General features: G+C 71.8%; 17 protein-coding genes and 1 pseudogene. 1 reads left to right on the top strand and 17 read right to left on the bottom strand.

Annotated elements, in window-relative coordinates; all coding sequences use genetic code 11:
• Positions 1 to 212, top strand: a pseudogene (locus AB0N02_RS22625) (2-oxoacid:ferredoxin oxidoreductase subunit beta); the annotation flags it as partial.
• A gap of 239 nt (positions 213 to 451) precedes the next feature.
• On the opposite strand, the gene AB0N02_RS22620 reads toward AB0N02_RS22625, so the two are convergent.
• From AB0N02_RS22620 to AB0N02_RS22540, 17 genes are all read right to left on the bottom strand, one after another.
• On the bottom strand, positions 452 to 1,903 hold the full coding sequence (locus AB0N02_RS22620; RefSeq protein ID WP_363949718.1) for an aldehyde dehydrogenase family protein: 1,452 nt from the start codon (positions 1,901 to 1,903) through the stop codon (positions 452 to 454).
• Positions 1,900 to 2,850 carry an FAD binding domain-containing protein gene (locus tag AB0N02_RS22615; protein ID WP_363949715.1) on the bottom strand — a complete coding sequence of 317 codons (951 nt, stop codon included), beginning with the start codon at positions 2,848 to 2,850 and terminating at the stop codon, positions 1,900 to 1,902. Before AB0N02_RS22615 ends, AB0N02_RS22620 begins: the two co-directional genes overlap by 4 nt.
• Positions 2,847 to 5,144: a xanthine dehydrogenase family protein molybdopterin-binding subunit gene (locus AB0N02_RS22610; protein WP_363949712.1), complete on the bottom strand. Its 2,298-nt coding sequence runs from the start codon at positions 5,142 to 5,144 to the stop codon at positions 2,847 to 2,849. Before AB0N02_RS22610 ends, AB0N02_RS22615 begins: the two co-directional genes overlap by 4 nt.
• A complete protein-coding gene (locus tag AB0N02_RS22605) occupies positions 5,137 to 5,646 on the bottom strand; it encodes a (2Fe-2S)-binding protein (protein ID WP_363949709.1) in 510 nt (169 codons plus the stop codon). Before AB0N02_RS22605 ends, AB0N02_RS22610 begins: the two co-directional genes overlap by 8 nt.
• Positions 5,647 to 5,656: 10 nt before the next feature.
• Positions 5,657 to 6,649: an ABC transporter substrate-binding protein gene (locus AB0N02_RS22600; RefSeq protein ID WP_363949706.1), complete on the bottom strand. Its 993-nt coding sequence runs from the start codon at positions 6,647 to 6,649 to the stop codon at positions 5,657 to 5,659.
• Positions 6,637 to 8,061, bottom strand: coding sequence for a UbiD family decarboxylase (locus AB0N02_RS22595; protein ID WP_363949703.1), 1,425 nt, complete (start codon positions 8,059 to 8,061; stop codon positions 6,637 to 6,639). The genes AB0N02_RS22600 and AB0N02_RS22595 overlap by 13 nt, the downstream gene beginning before the upstream one ends.
• Before the next feature lie 25 nt (positions 8,062 to 8,086).
• Positions 8,087 to 8,866 carry a GntR family transcriptional regulator gene (locus tag AB0N02_RS22590; protein ID WP_363949700.1) on the bottom strand — a complete coding sequence of 260 codons (780 nt, stop codon included), beginning with the start codon at positions 8,864 to 8,866 and terminating at the stop codon, positions 8,087 to 8,089.
• Positions 8,867 to 8,935: 69 nt separating this feature from the next.
• Positions 8,936 to 9,577, bottom strand: coding sequence for a UbiX family flavin prenyltransferase (locus tag AB0N02_RS22585; protein WP_363949697.1), 642 nt, complete (start codon positions 9,575 to 9,577; stop codon positions 8,936 to 8,938).
• Entirely contained in the window at positions 9,574 to 9,864 is a 291-nt protein-coding gene (locus AB0N02_RS22580) for a 2Fe-2S iron-sulfur cluster-binding protein (protein ID WP_363949695.1), read from the bottom strand. Before AB0N02_RS22580 ends, AB0N02_RS22585 begins: the two co-directional genes overlap by 4 nt.
• Complete coding sequence (locus AB0N02_RS22575; RefSeq protein WP_363949693.1) at positions 9,839 to 11,581, bottom strand: FAD-binding protein; 1,743 nt, start codon at positions 11,579 to 11,581, stop codon at positions 9,839 to 9,841. The genes AB0N02_RS22580 and AB0N02_RS22575 overlap by 26 nt, the downstream gene beginning before the upstream one ends.
• Positions 11,578 to 12,390, bottom strand: coding sequence for a creatininase family protein (locus AB0N02_RS22570; RefSeq protein ID WP_363949690.1), 813 nt, complete (start codon positions 12,388 to 12,390; stop codon positions 11,578 to 11,580). The genes AB0N02_RS22575 and AB0N02_RS22570 overlap by 4 nt, the downstream gene beginning before the upstream one ends.
• A 107-nt stretch (positions 12,391 to 12,497) precedes the next feature.
• Positions 12,498 to 13,916, bottom strand: a complete 1,419-nt coding sequence (locus AB0N02_RS22565) for an aspartate aminotransferase family protein (RefSeq protein ID WP_363949687.1) — start codon at positions 13,914 to 13,916, stop codon at positions 12,498 to 12,500.
• Positions 13,917 to 13,962: 46 nt separating this feature from the next.
• A complete protein-coding gene (locus tag AB0N02_RS22560) occupies positions 13,963 to 15,558 on the bottom strand; it encodes an amidohydrolase (protein WP_363949684.1) in 1,596 nt (531 codons plus the stop codon).
• On the bottom strand, positions 15,542 to 16,540 hold the full coding sequence (locus AB0N02_RS22555; RefSeq protein WP_363949682.1) for an oligopeptide/dipeptide ABC transporter ATP-binding protein: 999 nt from the start codon (positions 16,538 to 16,540) through the stop codon (positions 15,542 to 15,544). Before AB0N02_RS22555 ends, AB0N02_RS22560 begins: the two co-directional genes overlap by 17 nt.
• Positions 16,537 to 18,480: a dipeptide/oligopeptide/nickel ABC transporter permease/ATP-binding protein gene (locus AB0N02_RS22550; protein WP_363949679.1), complete on the bottom strand. Its 1,944-nt coding sequence runs from the start codon at positions 18,478 to 18,480 to the stop codon at positions 16,537 to 16,539. Before AB0N02_RS22550 ends, AB0N02_RS22555 begins: the two co-directional genes overlap by 4 nt.
• Entirely contained in the window at positions 18,477 to 19,418 is a 942-nt protein-coding gene (locus AB0N02_RS22545; RefSeq protein WP_363949676.1) for an ABC transporter permease, read from the bottom strand. The genes AB0N02_RS22550 and AB0N02_RS22545 overlap by 4 nt, the downstream gene beginning before the upstream one ends.
• The gene (locus tag AB0N02_RS22540) at positions 19,411 to 20,955 is read right to left on the bottom strand and encodes an ABC transporter substrate-binding protein (protein ID WP_363949673.1); all 1,545 of its coding nucleotides are present in this window, start codon (positions 20,953 to 20,955) and stop codon (positions 19,411 to 19,413) included. The genes AB0N02_RS22545 and AB0N02_RS22540 overlap by 8 nt, the downstream gene beginning before the upstream one ends.
• Positions 20,956 to 21,155: the final 200 nt, after the last annotated feature.

The following is a 21,155-nucleotide window of genomic DNA, read 5'->3' as shown; positions in this document are numbered from 1 at the left end:
ACGTGCACCGCCCCGACCCCTCCCTGGCCTTCGCACTGTCCCGCCTCGACGAGCCCGCCTTCGAGCACGTCCCGATCGGCGTCTTCCGCAGCGTGAAGCGCCCCTCCTACGACGAACTGATGGCCGGGCAGGTGCGGGCGGCCGTCACACGGTACGGCCCGGGGGACCTCACCGAGCTGTTGCTGTCGGGGGACACCTGGCGCATCGGGTGACCTCCCCGCTCCCCCGCCCCGCCTGCCGGGGCGGGGGGTTCAGCGGCCCAAACGCCCCGTGGCGGGTACCGGACGCCGGTACCCGCCACCGCCTTTCCTTCCGACGGTCGTGAATCCGCCGGGGTGTTGAAAGGCCGTGCCCCCTTGCCGCGGCCGGTCGCGGCAAGGGGGCACGGTGTCGTCACGGTGTCGTCACGGTGTCGTCTGTGCGGTGTCGTCTGTGACGTGGCGGGTGCCGTTCACAGCAGGACGGTGACGGCCTTGTCCTCGGTGTAGGCGTCCAGGGCCGAGGCGCCCAGGTCGCGGCCGATGCCGCTGTGCTTGACGCCGCCCCAGGGCAGGCGGGGGTCGATGACGCCCCAGCAGTTCACCCAGACCGAGCCGGCGCGGATGCGGCGTGCCAGGTCGTGGGCGAGGGTGACGTCGCGGGTCCAGACGGTGGCGGCCAGGCCGTAGCGGGTGCCGTTGGCGATCCGGACGGCCTCGTCGACGTCGTCGAAGGCGAGTACGGTGCCGACGGGGCCGAAGATCTCCTCCTGGGCGATCGTCATGTCCGGGGAGGCGCCGGTGAAGACGGTCGGCTGGACGAAGAAGCCGGGCCCGTCCGGCCGCCCGCCTCCGGCGGCGAGGGTGGCGCCCTCGCGGCGTCCGGCCTCCACGTAGCCGAGCACCCGTTCCCGGTGCCGTGCGCTGATCAGCGCGCCCATCGTGGTGGCGGGGTCGAACGGGTCGCCGAGTTTGACGGCCCGGGCGGCCTCGGCCAGTCCGGTGACCACCTCGTCGTGGAGCGAGCGGTGGACCAGGATCCGGGTGCCGGCCGCGCAGACCTCGCCCTGGTTGGCGAACAGGCCGCGGGCCGCGCCGCGGACGGCGTCCTCGACGGTGGCGTCGGCCAGGATGATCTGCGGGGATTTGCCGCCGAGTTCGAGGGTGACCCGTTTGAAGGTGTCGGCGGCGGTGCGCTGGACCTGCCGTCCCACCTCGGGGCTGCCGGTGAAGGTGATCTTGTCGACGTCCGGGTGGGCGGTGAGGGCGGCGCCGGCCTCGGTTCCCAGGCCGGGCACGAGGTTGACGACGCCGGGCGGGAATCCGGCCTCCTGGATGAGCGCGCCCAGGTGCAGCGTGCTCAGCGGCGCGTCCTCGGCGGGTTTGAGCACGAGCGTGCAGCCGGCCGCCAGGGCGGGGGCGAGCTTCCAGGCGGCGATCATGATGGGGGCGTTCCACGGGGTGATGACGCCGACGACGCCCAGGGGCTCGCGGATCGTGTAGGCGTGGGTGGGCCGTCCCCGGAAGCCGGGTGTGGGTACGGCCCGGCCTTCGATCTTGTCGGCCCAGCCGGCGAAGTAGCGGAAGGTGCCGATCGCGCTGTTGAGGTCGACCATGCGGGCCTCGCCGAGCGGTTTGCCGACGTCCAGGCTCTCCAGGCGGGCCAGTTCGTCGGCGTCGCGTTCGATCAGGTCTGCGAGGCGGTTGAGCAGCCTGCCCCGTTCGGCCCCGCTCAGGCGTGACCAGGCTCCCCCGTCGAACTGCGCTCTGGCGGCCTGTACCGCCCGGGCCACGTCGGCGGCGGCGGCGGAGGCGACCTTGGCGATGATCTGTTCGGTGGCCGGGTTGAGCACGTCGAAGACGGCTCCGCCGGAGGCGGGGGTCCACTGGCCGTCGATGAGCAGTTCGGTGTGGTGGACGGTCATGGAGACACCTTTCTGGCTGCGGCCTCGAGGGCTCGGCGGGCGACGACGGCGGTCATCTGCCGGCGGTACTCGGCGCCGGAACGGACGTCGGAGATGGGGCGGGCGGCGGCCGTGCAGGCCTGGGCCGCCTGTGCCAGGGCGGTGGCGAGTGGGCCCGTGGGGGCGCCGTCGGCGTCGAGGGTGAGTTCGACGCCGGTCAGGAGCCGTTCGGCCTCCGGCACGCGGAACGGCACGGGCCCGGCGGCGCCCAGCGCCAGGCGTGCGGCGTGGATCGTCCCGTCGTGCGTCTCCAGGGCGGCGGCGGCGCTGACCACGGCGATGTCGACGGATCTGCGCAGTTCGATGCGGCGGTAGGCCGAGGGGCGGGTGGCGCAGGCGGCCGGGATGCGCAGGTCGAGCAGGATCTCGCCGGAGGTCAGGCTGGTACGGCGTGGCGCCGTCCACAGGTCGGCGACGGGGATGGTCCGTTCGCCGTGGGGGCCCGCGATCCTGGCCAGGGTGTCGTGGACGAGCAGGGGCGGGGCGGTCTCGGCGGCGGGTGAGGCGTGGCAGATGTTGCCGCCGAGGGTGGCCACGGCCTGGATCTGCCGTCCGCCGAGCAGGTCGGCGGCCTGCCGCAGGGCCCGCAGGCGCCCGTCCGCCGGGGGGAAGGCGGTCAGCAGGTGGCGCATCGTGATCCCGGCTCCCAGGACGATGTCGCCGTCGGCCGACAGGACGTGTAGTTCGGGCAGGTCGGCGGTGTCGATCACGGTGGCCGGGGGCAGGAGGCCGAGCCGTAGTTCGTTCATCAGGTCGCTTCCGCCGGCCAGCAGGTGGGCTCCGGGGTGGCGGGTGAGCAGGCCGACCGTCTCCCCCACCGTGGCGGGCCGCAGGTAGGCGGGTGTGGCGGTGGGTGCCGGGGCGGACCGTGTGGCGAACGGCGTGGCGAACGGCGTGGCGGGTGTCATGCGGGGCTCCCTACGTTCGGTCCGGTGCCGTGCAGCCGCCAGAAGACCCGTTCGGCGGTGATGGGCAGTTCGTGGAAGCGGTGGCCGGTGGCGTTGTGCACGGCGTTGGCGATGGCGGCGACGACCGGGTTGATGGCCGCCTCGGCGACGCTTTTGGCGCCGTAGGGGCCGTTGGGTTCGTAGCCGTCGACGAACTCGACCTGGACGTCGGGGATGTCTCCGGCGCCGGGGATGCGGTAGTCGAGGAAGTTGGGGTTGCGCACCACTCCGTCGCGCAGGACGACGTCCTCCATCAGCGCCCAGCCGATGCCCTGTGCCACGGCTCCGATCACCTGGCCGCGGGCGGTGGCGGGGTTGATGACGGTGCCGCTGTCGTGGGCGGCCCAGTAGCCGGTGACGGTGACCTGGCCGGTGGCGAGGTCTACCTCGACCTCGGCGACGTGGGCGGCGAAGGGGTAGGCGGCCGATGGGTTGCCGTATTTGTCCTTGTCGGGGACCGTCGTGGGCGGGTGGTGCACTCCTGTGGCCAGCAGCGGGAGCCCGCAGTTGGCCACGCCGTACAGGCGCAGTGCCTCCCGGACCGGCAGGGTGGTTCCGGTTCCGGTCAGGACGCCGTCGTCGAAGGTGACGTCGGTGGCGGGGATGCCCCAGTGCGCGGCGGCGAAGGCGGTGAGTTTGGCGCGGGCGTCGTCGGCGGCGGCGAGGGTGGCCATTCCGGCCATGGTGGTGGCGCGGGAGGCGAGGGTGCCGACGGCCGCCGGGCTCAGTGCCGAGTCGACGCCGTGCACGGACATCCGGCCGGGGTCGAGGCCCAGTTTCTCGGCCACGATCTGGGCCAGGACGGTGCGCTGTCCCTGGCCGATGTCGGGTTCCCCGACGTACAGCGACACGTCGCCGTCGGCTCCGAGCCGCAGGAAGGCCGAGGAGCCGTCGTAGTCGCCGAGGATGGTGCGGTAGCCGGAGACGTGGTGGCCGATGGCCAGTCCCATTCCCCGCGCCACTCCCCCGGGGGTGCCGGTGGCTTCGGCGGGGGTTCGGGGGCGGTGGGGGTAGCCGGACATCCGCTGGACGCGTTCGATGCACTGCGGCAGTTTCGAGGAGCTGATGTGCCAGCCGTGGATGGTGGTCTCGCCCTCGCGGACGGCGTTGCGCAGCCGGATGTCGACCGGGTCGTGGCCGAGTTTCGCGGCGATGTCGTCGATCATCTGCTCGATGCCGAACAGCGCCTCGGCGTTGCCGAAGCCGCGCATGCAGGTGGTGGGGTTCTCGTTGGTGTAGATCAGGCGTCCCCTGCCGGACATGGCGCCGAAGCGGTACAGGGAGTCGACGCGGTGCACGGCGGTGGCGACGACCGTGGGTGACCAGTAGGTGCGGGCGCCCGCGACCCCGATCACGTCGGTCTGCCTGCCGAGGAAGGTTCCGTCGGAGCCGACGGCGATGCGGTGCTGGAAGACGAAGGGTGGCCGCGGGTGGGCGACGGCGGCGTCCTCCTCCCGGTCGAACAGGATGCGTACGGGCCGTCCTGCCTGCCGGGCGAGCAGTGCCGCGATCAGGGGGGTGTTCATCTCGTATTTCGCGCCGAAGCTGCCGCCGATCGGCGGGACGACGATGCGGACGCGGTCGACGTCGACTCCGAGGGCGGCGGCGTAGGTCAGGCGTGCCCGGTAGGGGATGTGGGTGGGCACGTGCATCAGGTAGGAGCCGTGTTCGTAGGCCGCGATGGCGCCGATGGGTTCCAGGTAGGCGTGGTAGATGCGGTTGGTGGCGTAGGTGTCCTCGAAGACGAGGTCGGCGCGGTCGAAGGCGGCCGTGACGTCACCGCGTTCGATCGTGAACAGCGTGGAGACGTTGTCGGGGTGCTCGTCCCAGATGACCGGGGCTCCTTCGGCGAGGGCGAGCGCGGGGTCGAAGACCGCGGGCAGTTCCTCGATGTCGAGGGTGACCAGGGCGGCGGCCTCGCGGGCCGCCTCCGGGGTGGTCGCGGCGACGGCGGCGACCTCGTCGCCGACGAAGCGCACCTTGTGGCGGGCGAGGATCTCCCAGTCGGGGGTGTAGGGGCCGAAGGCGACGTGGGGTGCGTCGGCGGCGGTCACCACCGCCTGTACTCCGGGGACCTTGCGGGCCCGGGTGAGGTCGATGCCCCTGATCCGGCCGTGCGGGACGGGGCTGCGCACGATGGCGCCGTGCAGCATCCGCGGCAGTGCCAGGTCTCCGAGGTAGGCGGTGGCGCCGCTGAGTTTGTCGTCGGTGTCGATCTGCGGGACGTCGCGTCCCACCCAGCGGGGCTCACGCATCGGGGGCTCCGGGTGTCGCGGTGGTCTCCTGCGTCTGGGCGGCGGGGTGCAGTTGGGCGTGGGCGTCGAGGACGGCGTCGATGACGGCGGCGTAGCCGGTGCACCTGCACAGGTTGCCGGTGAGGCCCGCGACGACGTCGGCCCTGGTCAGCGGTCCGGGGCGGGCCACGATCTCGGTCGCGGCCATCAGGATGCCCGGGATGCAGAATCCGCACTGGCTGGCGGCGTGCCGTTTGAACGCCTCCTGCAGGGGGTGGGGGTGTCCGGGGGCGCCGAGGCCCTCCACGGTCGTCACGGTCTTTCCTTCGGCCCGTACCGCGGGCAGCAGGCAGGAGGCGACGGCCTGGCCGTCCAGCAGGACGGTGCAGGCGCCGCAGTCTCCGGCCTCGCAGCCGAGTTTGGTGCCGGTGAGGCCCAGTTCCTCGCGCAGTACGCCGGCCAGGGGCCGCAGGGGGGAGCCGTCGACCGTGTAGGGGGTGCCGTTGACGCGTAGGTCGATCATCTGTCCTCCGTCAGATCCGGGACTCGGCCAGGGTGCTGGGGGCGAAAAGGTGGTCGATGTCGGGTTTTTCGGTGGTCAGGCCCTGTTCGACGAGGTAGCGGGTGAAGGTCTCCAGCGCGGGGCGGTTGGCGGCGACGCCGTAGGGCCAGGGGTCGGGGCCGAAGACGGCCTCCTGCCGTTCCAGGGCGTCCAGCAGGAACGGCATGGTGTGGCGCAGCGCGGGGGCGGCGGTGATGCCGTCGAGGGCGAGGCGTTTGGCCTCGGTCAGCGCCTTGTAGACGCTCTGGGCGACCCAGGGGTGGCGGGCGTGGACGTCGGCGCGGATCACCACCAGGTGCATGATCGGGAAGATTCCGGTGCGCTGGAAGTAGTCCAGTTCGCGGGCGGCGTAGTCGGGGAACAGGCGGCCGATGGCGGGCTCGCCGCGGCGGAAGGCCGAGGGGATGCGCGGGGCCATGATGGCGTCGATCTCGCCGTCGAGGAGTTCGTCGATCAGTGTCCTGTCGGCGGCCACCGGTTCGACCCTCAGGTGGGAGGGCAGGGTCAGGGGCTGGCGTTCGGCCCGGCCGGGCTGTTCCAGGCCGCCGGTGCGCCAGGTGACGGAGGAGGCCTCGACGCCGTAGTCGTCGTGCAGGAGGCCTCTGGTCCACACCGAGGCGGTCATCTGGTACTCCGGGACGCCGATGCGGCGTCCGGCGAGGTCGCGGGGGTCGCCGATGCCGGCGCCGGAGCGCAGGTAGATCGAGGAGTGGCGGAAGCTGCGGGACAGGAAGGCGGGGATCGCCACGAACCTGTCGTCTCCCTTGGCCCTGGCGATGCAGTAGCTGGACAGGGACATCTCGGCGATGTCGAACTCCCCGAAGCGCAGCATCCGCCAGAAGCACTCCTCGGGCTCCAGTGGCAGGAGGTTGAGGTCGATGCCCTCGGGGGTGACGCGGCCGGTGCGCAGCGCCTGGACGCGGTCGTAGTCGCCGCAGGCCATGGTGAGTGCTAGGCGAGCCACGGCAGCTCCTTCAGTGCCGTCACGGCCAGGGTCTCGTCCAGGCCGGCCGCGGCGACGGCGGCCTGGGGGACTCTGGCGCGCACCGGGAAGACCACGGGCGGGGCCGGTTTGGTGGCGTCGATGATCACGGCGGAGGAGCGGCGGGCGCTGCGGCCGCCTTCGGCGTCGTAGCTCCAGTTGGTGGGCAGCAGGCCGCCGGGGCCGTTCCAGGTGGGCACGACCAGCAGGTCCTGGGCGGCGTCGAAGCGGGTGCCGATGGCCCAGGCCATCTCGCGCTCGTCGTCGATGTCGATGTCGTCGTCGACCACGACCACCATGCGCAGATTCTCCGGTTCGGTGTTGAGCGCGGCGAACGCGGCGCGCACCGGGTCGTTGTCCTGTTCCTTGCGGATCGACAGGTAGCAGTGCATCCGCGCGTAGGTCGGCACGTTGACGGCTTTGAGGCCGGGGATGACCTGGCTGACGTTGCGGTGGATGCTGGCGATCCTGGGCAGGGCGCCCATGAGGCGGTGCTCGTAGCCGGAGGCCTGGATGTCCTGGAAGATCGCGTCGCGGCGCATGGTCACGGCGTCGATGCGGATGACGGGCTTGGGGCCGCCGCCCACGTAGTGGCCGGGCCATTCGGCGAAGGGGCCCTCCTCGCGTGTCTCGCCCGGCAGGATCACCCCTTCCAGGACGATCTCGGCGCGGGCGGGTACCGGCAGGTCGCTGGTCTCGGCCCGGACGACCTCGACGGATTCGCCGAGGAAGGCGCCGGCGGCCTCGTATTCGCCGCCGATGCCGGGGACGCGGGAGACCGCGCCCATGAGGAAGGCCGGGTGGTGGCCGATGACGATCGCGACGGGGGTGGGCTCGCCGCGTTCGGCGTAGCGGCGGTGGATGGTGCCGCCGTGGTGGGAGCCGAAGAACCACACGCCCATGTGCCGGTCGTCGTAGACGTGGTGGCGGTAGATGCCGGCGTTGACGCGCCCGGATTCGGGGTCGCGCATGAGCGCGGCGGCGGCGGTGAGGAACGGTCCCCCGTCCAGTTCGTTGTGGACGGGGATGGGGAGCCTGCGCAGGTCCACCTCGTCGCCGCGCCAGACGATCTGCTTGACGGGGGCGCTTGCGGCGTCCACCTCGACCGGCGGGTGCTCCTGGCGCTGCCGGGTGACTCCGGTGATGAGCTCCTCGACCGTGGTGCCGAGGGCCAGCGCCATGCGTTCGCGGGTGGCCAGCAGGTTGCTGACGCAGGCCACGTCGCTGCCGGTCACGTTGGTGAAGAGGAAGGCCGGAAACTCGTGCCGCTTCTCCGCGTCGGCACCGTAGGCGGTGATGCCGAAGCGGCGGTCGACCGCGCTGTCCACGCGCCGCAGGCCGCCCGGCAGGTGGGTGACCACCTCGGCCAGAAAGCTTCTCAGGTCCTTGCTCATTGTGATCCTTCGCTAGGGGGGCGGGTTATGCGCCCACATAGGTCCTGACGACCGAGAACCGCAGGAACGCGTCGTTGACGTGGGCCTCGGTGACGGCGACGGGCCGCTGGTCGTCGTTGAGGTGGAGGTGGCGCATGAGCAGCAGCGCCTGCTGCCGGTCGATGTTCAGGTGCCGGGCCACGGTCTCGTCCGGTACCACGGGGATCAGTTCGGCCACGGAGTACTGCACCTGGTGGCCGGTGTGGACCTCCAGGAACTCGAAGGTCGAGTTCATCGGGTGGACGTCGTCGATCGGCGCGTTCAGCAGCCGGGCGGGGACGTAGTCGACGCTGAGCACCGCGGGCCGGCCGTCGGCTTCGAACAGCCGCTCGATCGCGCATCCCTCGGTGTCGGGGTTGACCTCCAGGCGTTCGGCGATGTGTCCCGACAGCGTCACCGATCGCAGCGACAGCGTCCGCAGCGTGGCCGTGTAGCCGAGGCGGGTCAGCAGTTCGAGGAAGGGCCGGTCCTCCCCCACGTTGGCCCGGATGCGCAGGGCGTACTTGTTGATGAAGGTGCCCCGGCCGTGCAGGCGCTGGACCTTGCCCTCCTTCTGCAGTGACAGCAGGGCCGAGCGCACGGTGGGGCGGCTGACGCCGAGCAGGGCTCCGAGCTGGTCTTCGGAGGGGAGGCGGAGTTTTCCGGAGTCCGCCATCTTCTCGACCAGTTCCGACAGCCGTGCCTTGACCTGGTGGTAGGCGTCGGTGATGATGGGCCGGCCCTCGGCGAGTTGTTCCAGGTCCCGGCTCACGCCGCGTGGTGCCACGGTGGTTCCTCCTTGTGGTGGCCGCCCGTGTCGTCGCGGCGGGACATCCCGGCCCCGAGAGGACTGACGTCAAACATCGGTCGTGGGGCAGGCGGAGGTCTGGAGCCGGTCGGAGGGGCGGTCTCTGTCTGGGCGCAGGCCGGTCCAGCGGTCCATCGGGATCTCGAAGCCGAACTGATCGAGGACCCTGCCTACGGTGTGGTAAATGATCTCATCGATGGAGTCCGGCCGGTGGTAGAACGCGGGCATGGGCGGGAAGACCGTGGCCCCCATCTCGGCGGCGGCCGTCAGCAGCCGCAGGTGTCCCAGGTGCAGCGGGGTCTCCCGGAACACGATCACCAGTTTGCGGCCCTCCTTGAGGGTCACGTCGGCCGCCCGGGTGACCAGGTTGTCGGCGTAGCCGTTGACGAGGCCGGAGAGCGTCTTGACGGTGCACGGTGCGATGATCATGCCGTCGAAGCGGTGGGAGCCGCTGGCGATGGAGGCGCCGACGTCGCCGGCGGGGTGCACGTGCGTGGCCAGGGAGCGCAGGTCGTCCAGGGTGTAGTCGGTCTCGGCGCGCAGGGTGAGCGCGCCGTGCCTGCTGACCACCAGGTGGGTCTCGGCGCCCAGCGCGGCCAGCGTCTGCAGGGTGCGCACGCCGTAGACGACGCCGGTGGCGCCGGTGATGGCCACCACGATCCTCGGCGGGCGCGCCGCCGCCGCCGTCACAGCTTCACCACCAGGTCGCGGACGTGCGGTTTGTGGCCGAGCGGTTCGACGGTCACGGTGCCGGTCGCCGCCACGGTGCAGGTGTAGGTGCGCTCGCCGTTCACCACGGCCAGGCACTCCTTGCACGCGTTGGCGCAGCGGCAGGAGAAGCGGAAGGCGAGCGAGGGGTCGACGTGCTCGCGCACCCAGTTGAGGGCGTCCAGGACCGTCATCCCCTCGAACTCGGGCACCTCGTAGGTCTCGACGCGGGTGCCCGCGCCGTCAGCGCGAGTCACTTCCAGTCTCACAGGGCTCTCCCTCGGGTACGGCGCCGCGGCGCGGGACGGGCGTGAAGCGGTGGGTGAGCGTGCCGTTCTCGGCCGTCACCACGGAGGTGCGGGCGTAGGCGGGGTCGGTGTGCGGGTGGTCCTCCCGCTGGTGGGCTCCCCGGCTCTCGCGGCGTTCCAGTGCGGCGATCCTGATCGCCTCCGCGTTGCGGAGCATCATCCGCATCTCCCACCATTCAACCCATTCGAGGTTGTAGGCATGCTGCTCGCCCACCTGGGCCTCGCCCAGGGCGGTGGTGATGTCGGCGAGTTCGGCGGCGGCCTCGGTCAGCTTCCCCTCGGTGCGGAAGGGGCCCGCCAGCGTCCACATGGTGCGCTGCAGCCGGGTGCGCAGGCCGGGCAGGAAGACGCCGCTTCCGGCGTTCCTGCCGCGGACCTCCGCGATCCGCGCGCGGGCCTCGGCCATCCGCTCGGCGGCCACGCGGTCCGGGCGGGATTCGCCGCGGGCCCTGGCGTCGTCGGCGGCGCTGTTTCCGGCGCGCGCGCCGAACACGAACGCCTCGCTGATGGCGTTGCCCGACAGCCGGTTGGCGCCGTGCAGGCCGCCGACGGCCTCCCCGGCGGCCAGCAGGCCGGGCACGCGGGTGCGCATGTCGGTGCCGACGCGCAGCCCGCCGATCGTGTAGTGCGCGGTGGGGGCCACCTCGACGGCGCGTTTGGTGAGGTCGATGCCCTGGGCCAGCAGTTTGTCGACGACGGGCGGGAAGGCGGCGTGGATCTGCTCGGCGGGCAGGTCGGTGAAGTCGAGCCACGCGCCGCCGCTGGGCGAGCCGCGGCCGGCCTCGACCTCCTTGAGGATGGCGTAGCTGACCTGGTCGCGGGTGGCGGTGTAGCTGCCCTCGTCGGCGACGCCGGTGTAGTTGCCGACGAACTCCTCGCCGTCGCCGTTGAGCAGCCTGCCGCCGAGTTTGTAGCGGAACGGGTCCCACATGATGGGGTCCAGGCCGATGGTGCGGGGGGCGAGGTTGGCGATGGGGAAGAACTGCACCATCTCGAAGTCGACCAGTTCGGCGCCGGCCTCCAGGCCGAGCGCGTAGGCGTCGCCGGTCATGTTCACCGAGGCGGAGTTGCGCAGGTACATCTCGGTGAGGCCGCCGCCGGCCAGCACCACCGCGCCCGCCCACAGCGCGACCGTCTGGCCGGTGGCGACGTCCAGGGCGGCCGCGCCGGCGACCCCGCCCTGGCCGTCGGTGATCAGGCGGGTGACGAAGAGGTTCTGGTGGCGGGTGACGCCGCGCCGGCGCAGCTCGGCCCGCATTCCCTTCATCACGCCCGTCCCGGTGGCCAGGACGTCGACGTAGCAGCAGCGCCTGCGGCTGTGGCCGGGGGCGGTGACCTGCCGGAGCCGGTCGCCGTCGGCCGCCCAGTTCACCCGCATGGCCCTGGTCTCCAGGATCCGCCGGGGCGCGTCCTCGCACAGAAGTTCGGCGAGCGGTTCGTGCACCAGTCCCCTGCCGCCGGCGACGGTGTCGGCGTAGTGCAGTTCGGCGGCGTCGTCCTCCTGGTGGCCGAGCGCGGCGGCCACGGTCATCTGGGCCATGATCGTCGCGCCGCCCATGCCGACCATGCTCTTGTCCACCAGGCAGACCTCGGCGCCCAGGCGGGTGGCCTCCAGCGCCGCGTAGACCCCGGCGGCGCCCGCGCCGACGACCAGGACGCCGGTGTGGAGCTCGTTCATCGCCCGGCCCCGATCGGCCCGTCGTAGCCGCGCATCCACTCGACCAGCTCGCACAGCCTGGCCACGATGTGCTCGTGGTAGGCCTCGCCCTTCTCCTCGGTCACGCCGAGGGAGGAGCTGAAGCTGCCGGTGGGGGCGAAGGCCCGCTGCTCGGCGCCGGTCCACATGATCTCGACCCCGTCCGGGGCCGGGCCGAACAGGTCGTCGCCGACGAATCCGCCGAACACGGCGCCGAAGTCGACGCCCGCGCCGGTCAGCCGGTCCATCCGGACCATGCCGGGGAAGCGGTGGTGGACGTGGGACAGCTCCAGCTCGCCGCAGTGGTGCTCGTTGGTCTCCTTGATGGTCGGCGCGGCCGACCTGGCCAGGTGCAGCGGGTCGGCCACGGCGAACATGACCTGGGGCAGTTCCTCCTCGTGCAGCGAGCGCACGGCGGTGACCAGTGCCGGGAGGTTGGAGCCCTTGTGCCCGTTGATCAGGACGATCCGGGTGAAGCCGTGCCGGGCCAGGCTGCGGCACACGTCGCGCACGAGCGCGACGAGTGTTTCCGTGCGGATGCTGATGGTGCCGGGAAAGCCCGAGTGGTGGGAGGAGTCGCCGAACCAGATCGGCGGCGTGCACAGCACTCCGGTTCTGGTGGCCGTGTCCTCGGCCAGGGTGATCGCGACGTAGGAGTCGACGCCGAGCACGCCGGCGGGGCCGTGCTGCTCGGTGCTGCCGATCGGCACCAGGGCGACCTTGTCGTGTGCCAGGTAGGTCTCGACCTCCTGCCAGGTGAGTTCCTGGATCCACACCGAGGGGTGGTTCATCCTCACTCCGTCCCCGAAGGATAAGACGTCAGACGTCATACTAATTCTATTCGTGCGTTCAGGGAATGCCCCCGGACCCCTTTCCGCGGGAATCCGGGGGCGGGCGTCTAGCCGTTGATGTGCGTCCACGCCTCGGCCAGCACCGGCCGCAGGATCTTCTCGATCTCGGCGAACCCCTCCGGCCCCATCACCAGCGGCGGCGCGAGCTGGATGACCGGCTCGCCCCGGTCGTCGGCGCGGCAGATGATCCCGGCCTCGTACAGCTTGGGCCCCAGGTGGCCGCGGATGAGCGCCGAGGACTCCTGCTGGGTGAATTTGATCGACTTGTTGGCCTTGTCCTTGACGAGCTCCAGCGACAGGAAGTACCCCGCGCCCCGCACGTCGCCCACGATCGGCAGATCGAGCAGGCTCTCCATCCGCCCGCGCAGATCGTCCTCGTGGGCCAGGACGTTGCCCAGCAGGTCCTCGCGCTCGAAGACGTCGAGGTTGGCCAGCGCCACCGCGCAGCTGACCGGATGACCGGCGAAGGTCAGGCCGTGGGTGAAGACCACACCGGGCTCGGTGAACGGCTCGGCGATCCTGTCGCTCACCAGGACCGCGCCCAGCGGCGCGTACCCGCTGGTCAGCCCCTTGGCGCTGGTGATCATGTCGGGCACGTAACCGTAGCGCTCGCAGCCGAACATGTGCCCCAGGCGCCCGTAGGCGCAGATCACCTCGTCGCTGACCAGCAGGACCCCGTACCGGTCGCAGATCTCCCGCACCCGCGCGAAGTATCCCGGCGGCGGGGTGAAGGAGCCGCCGGAGTTCTGCACGGGCTCCAGGAACACCGCCGCCACCGTCTCGGGCCCCTCGGCCTCGATCGCCTGCTCGATGGAGTCGGCGCAGGCCTTGGCGAAGGCCTCGGGGTCGGCGGTGATCTCGTCGGGGAAGGCCGACCGGTAGCTGTTGGTCGTGGCCACGTGGTAGGCGCCCGGCGTGATCGGCTCGTACGGCGAGCGCAGCGCCGTCACCCCGGTGATGGACAGCGCCCCCAGCGTGGTGCCGTGGTAGGAGCGGGTCCGGGAGATCACCTTGTAGCGCTGCGGCTGCCCGATCACCTTGAAGTAGTGCCTGGCCAGCTTCCAGGCCGTCTCCACCGCCTCGGAGCCGCCCGTGGTGAAGAAGACCCGGTTGAGGTCGCCGGGGGCGTGTTCGGCCAGCCGCGCGGCCAGCTCGATCGCCGGCGGATGACCGTAGCTCCAGATCGGGAAGTAGCCCAGCTGCCTGCCCTGCTCGGCGCCGCGCTCGACGATCTCGTCGCGGCCGTGCCCGGCCTGGACGACGAACAGCCCGGCCAGCGCGTCGAGGTAGCGCCTGCCCTGGTCGTCCCAGACGTGGCAGCCCTCGCCCCGGGTGATGACCGGCAGCCCCTTGGCCCGCAGCGCGGCCAGCGACCCGAAGTGGGGCCACAGATGGTCTCGGGCCTTGGCCTGCAGATCGGCCTGCAGATCGGCCTGCGGATCCGCGTTCTCACCGCGAGAAGTCATGTCGATCCTCCTTGATCGTCGGAGTCGTCCGTCGTGGTCGTCGCTGTCATCCGTGGATCAGCTCGCCGCCGGCGAAGGTCATCTCCACCGGAAGCGCGTGCAGCTCGTGCGCGTCCACCGCCATCGGGTCGGCCCCGAGCACGGCGAAGTCGGCCAGCTTGCCCGGCGTGACCGTGCCCTTGAGGTGGTCGGTGCCCTCCTGGTAGGCCGCCTCCGCGGTCCAGGCGCGCAGCGCCTCCTCACGGCCGATGCGCTGGTCGGGGCCGCTGACCCGGCCCGAGCCCCGGGCCTCGCGCAGCACCAGGAACTCCACCGCGCGCCGCCAGTCGGGCTCGACCACGGGCGCGTCGGAGGTGTCGGCCAGGTGCACCCCGGCGTCGATCAGGGTCCTGGCCGGCATCGTGTATCCGGCGCGCTCGTCGCCGTAGAGGCCTTCGAGCTTGTCGGCGACCGTCCACTTGATCAGCGAGTTGATGTTGACCGGGAAGCCGTGCTCGGCCATCCGCTCGGCGGTCGCCTTGCTCAGCAGGTTGGCGTGGATGATGGCGTGGCGCGCCCGCGGCCACGGATCGTCGCGCTGGGCGGCGGCGAACCCGTCCATGGCCGCGTCGCAGGCCCGGTCGCCGGTGGCGTGCACCTGGACCTGGAAGCGGCGCCCGTGCAGCATCCGGATCATGGTGATCAGCTCGTCGTAGCGCTCCTCGTCGCTGTCGCCGTCGACGACCAGGCCGCCCAGGCACCCGTCGGCGTAGGGGCGCCAGGTCCACGCGGTCAGCAGCGCGGGCACGCCGTCGGCGAAGAGCTTGCACCCGGCGACCCGCAGCCACTCGTCGCCCAGGCCGCTGGAGACGCCGCAGTAGGTCAGCGCCCGCTCCAGCTCCTCCACCGAGTTCGGCCGGGCCAGCCCCGTCCAGTGCAGCAGCATGTTCACCCGCACGCTCAGCGATCCGGCGTTGCGGGCGCGCAGGTAGAGGCCGGTCAGCTCCGGGGAGACCATCGGGTCGGTCACGCTGGTCACGCCGAGCCGGTTGAGCTGCCCGGCCGCCTCCCGCAGCGCCGCGTCCCGCTCGGCGGGCGTCGGCTCGGGCATCCGCGACAGCACCAGGTCGGCGTCGGTCTCCAGCAGCATTCCGGTGCCGTCCTCGCCGATCCCGCAGCGCCGCAGCGCGGCGGTGTTGGCCCAGACGCCGTGCTCGGAGAAGTGGCCGAGCACGACCGGATGGTCCGGGCTCACCTCGTCGAGGTCGTGGCGGGTCGGCGGCCGGCCGGCCAGCTCGGCGATGCGCCCCTCGTACCAGCCGTGCCCCCGGATCCAGCCCCCCGCCCCGGTCCGGGCGGCGGCCGCCCGCACCGCCGCGCGCACGTCGGCCAGCGAGGCCGCCTCCGACAGGTCGACCGAGTACGGCGCCCGCCGCAGGGACCAGTCGGCCAGGTGGATGTGCCCGTCGTGGATGCCGGGCAGCAGCGTGCGGCCCGCCAGATCCACGACCTCGGTCTGCGGTACCCGCAGGGCGGCGATCTCCGCGGTGGACCCGACGGCGGTGACGCGGCCGCCGGCGACCGCCACCGCCTGCGCGGTGCCGCGCTCGTCCATCGTGCGGACGAGCCCGTTGACCAGGATCAGGTCAGGTGAGCTGGGCATCGAGACTCCTGAGGGGTTGCTCCAGGTGGCAGGCGACCGTGCCGCCGGCCGCCACCGGGACGGGGGACGGGGTCAGGGTCCGGCACACGTCCATGACCGACGGGCAGCGGTTCTGGAACGGGCACCCACCGGCGGGGGCCGGGGCGTCGGCCGAGCGCAGCAGCGCCCTGCGCCGCTCGCGGGCCGCCCGCTGCCGTGCCGGGCTGGGCACGGGCGCCGCGCCCAGCAGCGCCCTGGTGTAGGGGTGCGCGGGGGCGTCGTAGACCCGGTCGGCCGGGCCGGACTCCACGAGCCTGCCGGCGAACATCACCCCGACGTCGTCGCTGACGTGGCGGACCACCGACAGGTCGTGCGCGATGAAGATGTAGGCGATGCCGAGCTCGGCCTGCAGGTCCATGAACAGGTTGACGACCTGGCTCTGGGTGGAGACGTCCAGCGCGCTGACCGGCTCGTCGCACACCAGCAGGCGGGGCCGTACGGCCAGCGCCCGGGCGATGGCCACCCGCTGACGCTGCCCGCCCGACAGCTCGAAGGGCAGGCGGCGGCGGTGGTAGGCGGCCAGCCCGACCTGCTCCAGCAGCTCGGCCACCGCGGCGTCCGTCTCGGCCCGGTTCGCCGCGCGGTGCACCCGCACCGGCTCGGCGAGCAGTTCCTCGACCGTCATGCTCGGGTTGAGCGCCGAGATCGGGTTCTGGAACACGACCTGGACGTCCCGGCGGTAGGAGGCCGGGGTACGCCGCCCGAAGGCGGTGACCTCCCGGCCGTCGAACACGATGCGGCCCGCGCTCGGCTCCACCAGCCGCAGGACGGCCCTGCCCGTGGTGGACTTGCCCGAGCCCGACTCCCCCACCAGGCCGAACGTCCTGCCCGCCGCGACGGTGAAGCCGACGTCGTGCACCGCGGTGCGGCCCTCCCGGCGGCGCAGCAGCCCGCCCCCGGGGTAGCGGACCGACAGACCTTCCACTTGCAGCAGCTCGCTCACGGGGAGCCCTCCAAAGCCAGTTCGGCGGCCCGCAGGCAGCGGACGGCGTGGGCGCCGCCCGTCAGCGCCGAGGGCTGTTCGGCGCACGCGTCGACGGCGAAGGCGCACCGGTCGCGGAACCTGCAGGTCGGCGTCCACTCCCAGGTGGGCGGGACCCGCCCGGGGATCGTGGCGAGCCGGTCCGCACGGTTGCGCCCGCTGCTCTGGCCGCCGGGCGCCGCGGCGATCAGCGCGGCGGTGTACGGATGCGAGGGCCGGGCGAAGACCTCCTCGCAGGTCCCGCTCTCCACGACCTGCCCGGCGTACATCACGGCGACCCGGTCGCAGATGTCGGCCACCACGCCGAGGTCGTGGGTGACGAACACCACGGCCGTGCCGAGCCGGTCGTGCAGGTCGGCCAGCAGGTCGAGGACCTGGCCCTGCACGGTGACGTCGAGGGCCGTGGTCGGCTCGTCGGCCAGCAGGACCTTCGGCCCGCACGCCAGCGCCCGGGCGATGACCACCCGCTGGGCCATCCCGCCGGAGAACTGGTGCGGGTAGTCGCGCAGCCGGGCGCGGGGGTCGGGGACCCCGACCATGGCCAGCAGTTCGGCGGCCCGCTCCTGGGCGGCCTTGCGTGAGAGCCCCTCGTGGACCCGCAGCGGCTCGGCGATCTGGCGGCCGATCGTCATCGCCGGGTCCAGCGCGCTGGCGGGCTCCTGGAAGACCATGCCGATCTCTCGGCCCCTGATCCGCCTAAGCTCGCGCTCGGGCAGGGCGGTGAGCTCGTGCTCGCCCAGCCAGACCCGCCCCGCGGTGATCCGGCCGGGAGCCGGGACCAGCCCGAGGATGGCCGAGGCGGTCATGCTCTTGCCGCAGCCCGACTCCCCCGCCAGGCCCAGCGTCTCGCCGGGCCGTACCGACAGGGAGACGCCGTCCACCACGACGAGGTGCCCCCCGTCCTCGGTGGGGAAGCTGACCTCGAGCCCCTCGACCCGCAGCAGCGCGTCCGGATCGGCCTGGACGGCCTGGCCCGCCTGACCGGCCGGGGCGGGTACCCGCTCGCGGACCCGGGCGCGGGCGGCGCGGGCGGCGCGACCGGCGGGCGGGACGGCGCCGTGGACCTGCTTGGCCAGCGCGTCGGCGATCCCGTCGCCGGCCAGGTTCAGCGCGATGACCAGGAGCGTCACCGCCAGGCCCGGCGGGACGGGCAGGAACGGCTGGCGGACGAAGAAGTTCTGCGCGTCGTGCAGCATGCGCCCCCAGCTCGGCTGGCCGGGCTCGGCCGCCAGCCCGAGGAAGCTGAGCTCGGCCTCGACCAGGATGATCGCGCTCAGCAGCACCGAGGTCTGCACGATCAGCGGGCGCAGGATGTTGGGGGTGATGTGCCGGGTCACGATGGCCGGCCCGCCCAGCCCGACGACGCGGGCGGAGTCGACGTAGGACTCCTGCCTGGCCGCCTTGACCAGGGTCCGGCCGAGCGCGATGTAGCGGGTGCTGAAGACCAGGCCGAGGGCCGTCATGGCGTGCCCGAGGCTGACCCCCATCACCGCCACGATGCCGAACACCAGCAGGATCGCCGGCAGCGCGAAGACCAGGTCGCTGAGCCACATGACGACCCGCTCCCAGCGTCCGCCCGCGTACCCGGCGGACATGCCCAGGGGGATGCCGATGGCCAGCGCGATCGCGATGCACTGGAGCATGGCCAGGACCGACAGGCGGGTGCCGGCGATGAGCCTGGCCAGGTTGTCGCGCCCGACCTGGTCGGTGCCGAGCCAGTGCGCCCCGCTCGGGCCCTGCAGGGAGGAGGCGAGATCCTGCGCGGCGGGGTCCTGCGGCGTGATCCACGGCGCCAGCAGCGCCACCGCGACGGTGAAGGCCAGGAACAGCACGGCGGCGAAGGCCGGCCGGTTGCGGATGAGCCTGCGCCAGAAACCTGGCCGCTCCTCGGGGATCGTCACGAGCGTACCTTCGGGTTGACCCAGCCGAGCGCGACGTCGGCGAGGAGGTTGGCCACGAGCACGAGTACGGCGACCGCCAGGACCGTGCCCTGGATCAGCGGGATGTCCCTGTCGAAGATCGCCTGAATCGCCATGGAGCCGATGCCGTCGATGACGAAGGACGACTCGACGACGAACGACGCGCCCAGGATGACCACGAGCTGGAAGCCGATCACCGGGATGACCGGGACGAGCGCGTTCCTGACCGCGTGCCGCAGGATCACCGTCCGCGGGGGGACACCGCACGCGACGGCCGCCCGGATGAAGTCACTGCGCATCACGACGATCATCGAACTGCGGGTCTGCCGGGCGATGACGGCCGCCGAGGGCAGCCCCAGCGCGATCCAGGGCAGCACGAGCGACATGGCCCACCCGCCGGGATCCTCCGATATCGGGACGTAGCCCCCGGCGGGCAGCCAGCCCAGCCGGACCCCGACGTAGACGCTGAGCAGGATGCCGACCCAGAAGGACGGCAGCGCCAGCGCGGCCGAGGCGCCCACGGTGGTGAGGCGGTCCAGCGGGCCGCCGGGCCGCAGGCTGGCCGCGATCCCGGCGGCGATCCCGGCCAGGGCCGCGATCAGCAGCGCCCCGGCCAGCAGGGAGACCGTCGCGGGGATCCGGTTGCCCAGTTCGCTGAGCACGCTCTCCTGGGAACGGGTCGACAGCCCCAGGTCACCCCTGAGCGCGTTGCCGATCCAGGTGCCGTACTGCACCGGCAGCGGCTGGTCCAGGCCGAAGCGGTGCTCCAGCTCCTTGATCGCCTCCGGGCTGGCCCCGCTCCCCAGGAGCACCACGGCCACGCTTCCCGGGATCAGGTGAGCCAGCAGGAAGACCAGGACCGAGATGACCAGCAGGAGCGGGACCATGCTCAGCAGGCGGAAGCCGATGAGCTTAGCCATTGGCGGGTTTGATCCCGGCGAACCTGGTGTTGGCGCAGGTCCAGGGCCAGACCTGGACGCCGGTGATCTTCTTGGCGTCGAAGGCCGTGGTGCAGTTCACCACGCCGATCGGGATGACGATGCCCTCCTCGGAGACCTCGGCCGCCATCTTCCGGTAGGTCTCCTCGTCCGCCGCGGGATCGACACCGGTGATCTTCTTCATGATCGCGTCCACGGCCGGGTCGGTGACGCCGAACGGGTTCAGGCTGGCGCCCTTGGCCACGCGCGACTCGTAGAAGTCCTGCGGGTGGGTCTCGTGCGCGGGCAGGATCGCCGCCGCGTACTTCCCGCTGGCCGCCGCGCCCGAGAGGTTGCCGGTCTGCGCGGTCTCCAGCTTCATGGTGATGCCGATCTTGGCGAGGAACCCGGCGATGGCCTCGTTCTTGACGTCGAAGGGGCCGTAGGAGGGGACCGTGAACGTGAACGGGCCGGCCCCGGCCTCCTTCAGCAGGCTCTGCGCCTTGGCGGGGTCGTAGGCCAGGCCCGTGTAGCCGGGGTCGAAGCCGTACTGCCCCTGGATCGCCCACTGGTTGGACGGGGTGCCGAAGCCGCTGTTGGTGACCTTGTAGAAGGCCTGCTGGTCAATGGCCATCGCCATGGCCCGCCGGACCCGCGCGTCCTTGAACGCGGGGACCGTCTTGCCCTCGCGGTCGAGGATCTGCAGGTAGTAGGGGAAGCCGGGGGCGTCCTTGACCTCGAACCCGGCGCCCTTCACCTGGTCGGCGAACTGGTTGTCCATGTTGATCCAGTCGACCTTGCGGGTCATCAGGGCGTTGGTGCGCGCCTGCTGGTCCTCGATGAGGTGGATCTCGATCTTCTGGAAGCCCTGGGCCGCCTTGTTCCAGTAGTTGGGGTTGGCGGTGAAGACGTACTTGGAGTTGGGGATCGTCGCGGCGGTGTCCAGCGTCCAGCCGCCGGTGCCGACCGGGTTCGTCTTGAGCTTTTGCGGGTCGGCCAGCGCCTTGGGGCTGGCCATGAGCCCCTGCTGGCGGGCGAGGTTGTCCAGCAGCTGCGGGGTGGGCCGGCTGAAGTTGATCTTCACTTCGGTGGGGCTCACGACGTCGATCGAGGTGACGTTCGCGAACTTGCGCTTGTTCGGCGGGATGCCGTCCTTCTGGATGTGCTCGAGGTTGGCCTTGACGGCGGCCGCGTCGAACGGGGTTCCGTCGGTGAAGGTGACGCCCGGGCGGAGGGTGAGGGTGAGGGAGTCCGGCTTCTGCGTCCAGGCCGTGGCCAGCCCGGGAACGATCTTTCCGGTCTCGTCGGTGTTCACCAGGAAGTCGTACGGTCCCTGGTAGTAGAGCATATTGACGTCCTGCGGCGTCGCGTCCGCCGGATCCCAGTTGTCCGGAGGGGTGTCAGTGGCCACCCGGAGGGTTCCGGACGGTCCTGAAGCGGCCTTGTCGGACCCTTTCGTCGTGGATTCACCGGAACACGCCATCGCGGCGAACGCCACACAGACGAGGACGACGGTGAGGGGGTTGCTCCGAAGTCCCATGCGCGGTCCTTTCTGACCAGCGAGGATACACAGACGACCCTGAATGGGGGGAGGTCGTATGTCGTATGACCTCTGACCATATAGAAGGACCTGTAGTGTGACAATAGGCACAAGATTGGACAATCGGTCAACCCAAAAGTGAAGGCGCGGCGGCCCGGAAGGCCGCCGCGTCGGGGCCGGTGGCCGGCGCGGTCGCGCCG

This window comes from Streptosporangium sp. NPDC051022 (assembly GCF_040683035.1).
Classification (GTDB): domain Bacteria; phylum Actinomycetota; class Actinomycetes; order Streptosporangiales; family Streptosporangiaceae; genus Streptosporangium.
Note: the sequence above shows the minus strand (reverse complement) of the source record. Positions and strands in the feature narration are given on the sequence as shown.

Bases quoted from the DNA above. Each gene is read 5' to 3' on its own strand.
- AB0N02_RS22560 (WP_363949684.1), bottom strand. From the start codon at position 15,558: ATGCCCAGCTCACCTGACCTGATCCTGGTCAACGGGCTCGTCCGCACG.
- AB0N02_RS22565 (WP_363949687.1), bottom strand. From the start codon at position 13,916: ATGACTTCTCGCGGTGAGAACGCGGATCCGCAGGCCGATCTGCAGGCC.
- AB0N02_RS22605 (WP_363949709.1), bottom strand. From the start codon at position 5,646: ATGATCGACCTACGCGTCAACGGCACCCCCTACACGGTCGACGGCTCC.
- AB0N02_RS22570 (WP_363949690.1), bottom strand. From the start codon at position 12,390: ATGAACCACCCCTCGGTGTGGATCCAGGAACTCACCTGGCAGGAGGTC.
- AB0N02_RS22620 (WP_363949718.1), bottom strand. From the start codon at position 1,903: ATGACCGTCCACCACACCGAACTGCTCATCGACGGCCAGTGGACCCCC.
- AB0N02_RS22595 (WP_363949703.1), bottom strand. From the start codon at position 8,061: ATGAGCAAGGACCTGAGAAGCTTTCTGGCCGAGGTGGTCACCCACCTG.
- AB0N02_RS22540 (WP_363949673.1), bottom strand. From the start codon at position 20,955: ATGGGACTTCGGAGCAACCCCCTCACCGTCGTCCTCGTCTGTGTGGCG.
- AB0N02_RS22615 (WP_363949715.1), bottom strand. From the start codon at position 2,850: ATGACACCCGCCACGCCGTTCGCCACGCCGTTCGCCACACGGTCCGCC.
- AB0N02_RS22575 (WP_363949693.1), bottom strand. From the start codon at position 11,581: ATGAACGAGCTCCACACCGGCGTCCTGGTCGTCGGCGCGGGCGCCGCC.
- AB0N02_RS22545 (WP_363949676.1), bottom strand. From the start codon at position 19,418: ATGGCTAAGCTCATCGGCTTCCGCCTGCTGAGCATGGTCCCGCTCCTG.
- AB0N02_RS22610 (WP_363949712.1), bottom strand. From the start codon at position 5,144: ATGCGTGAGCCCCGCTGGGTGGGACGCGACGTCCCGCAGATCGACACC.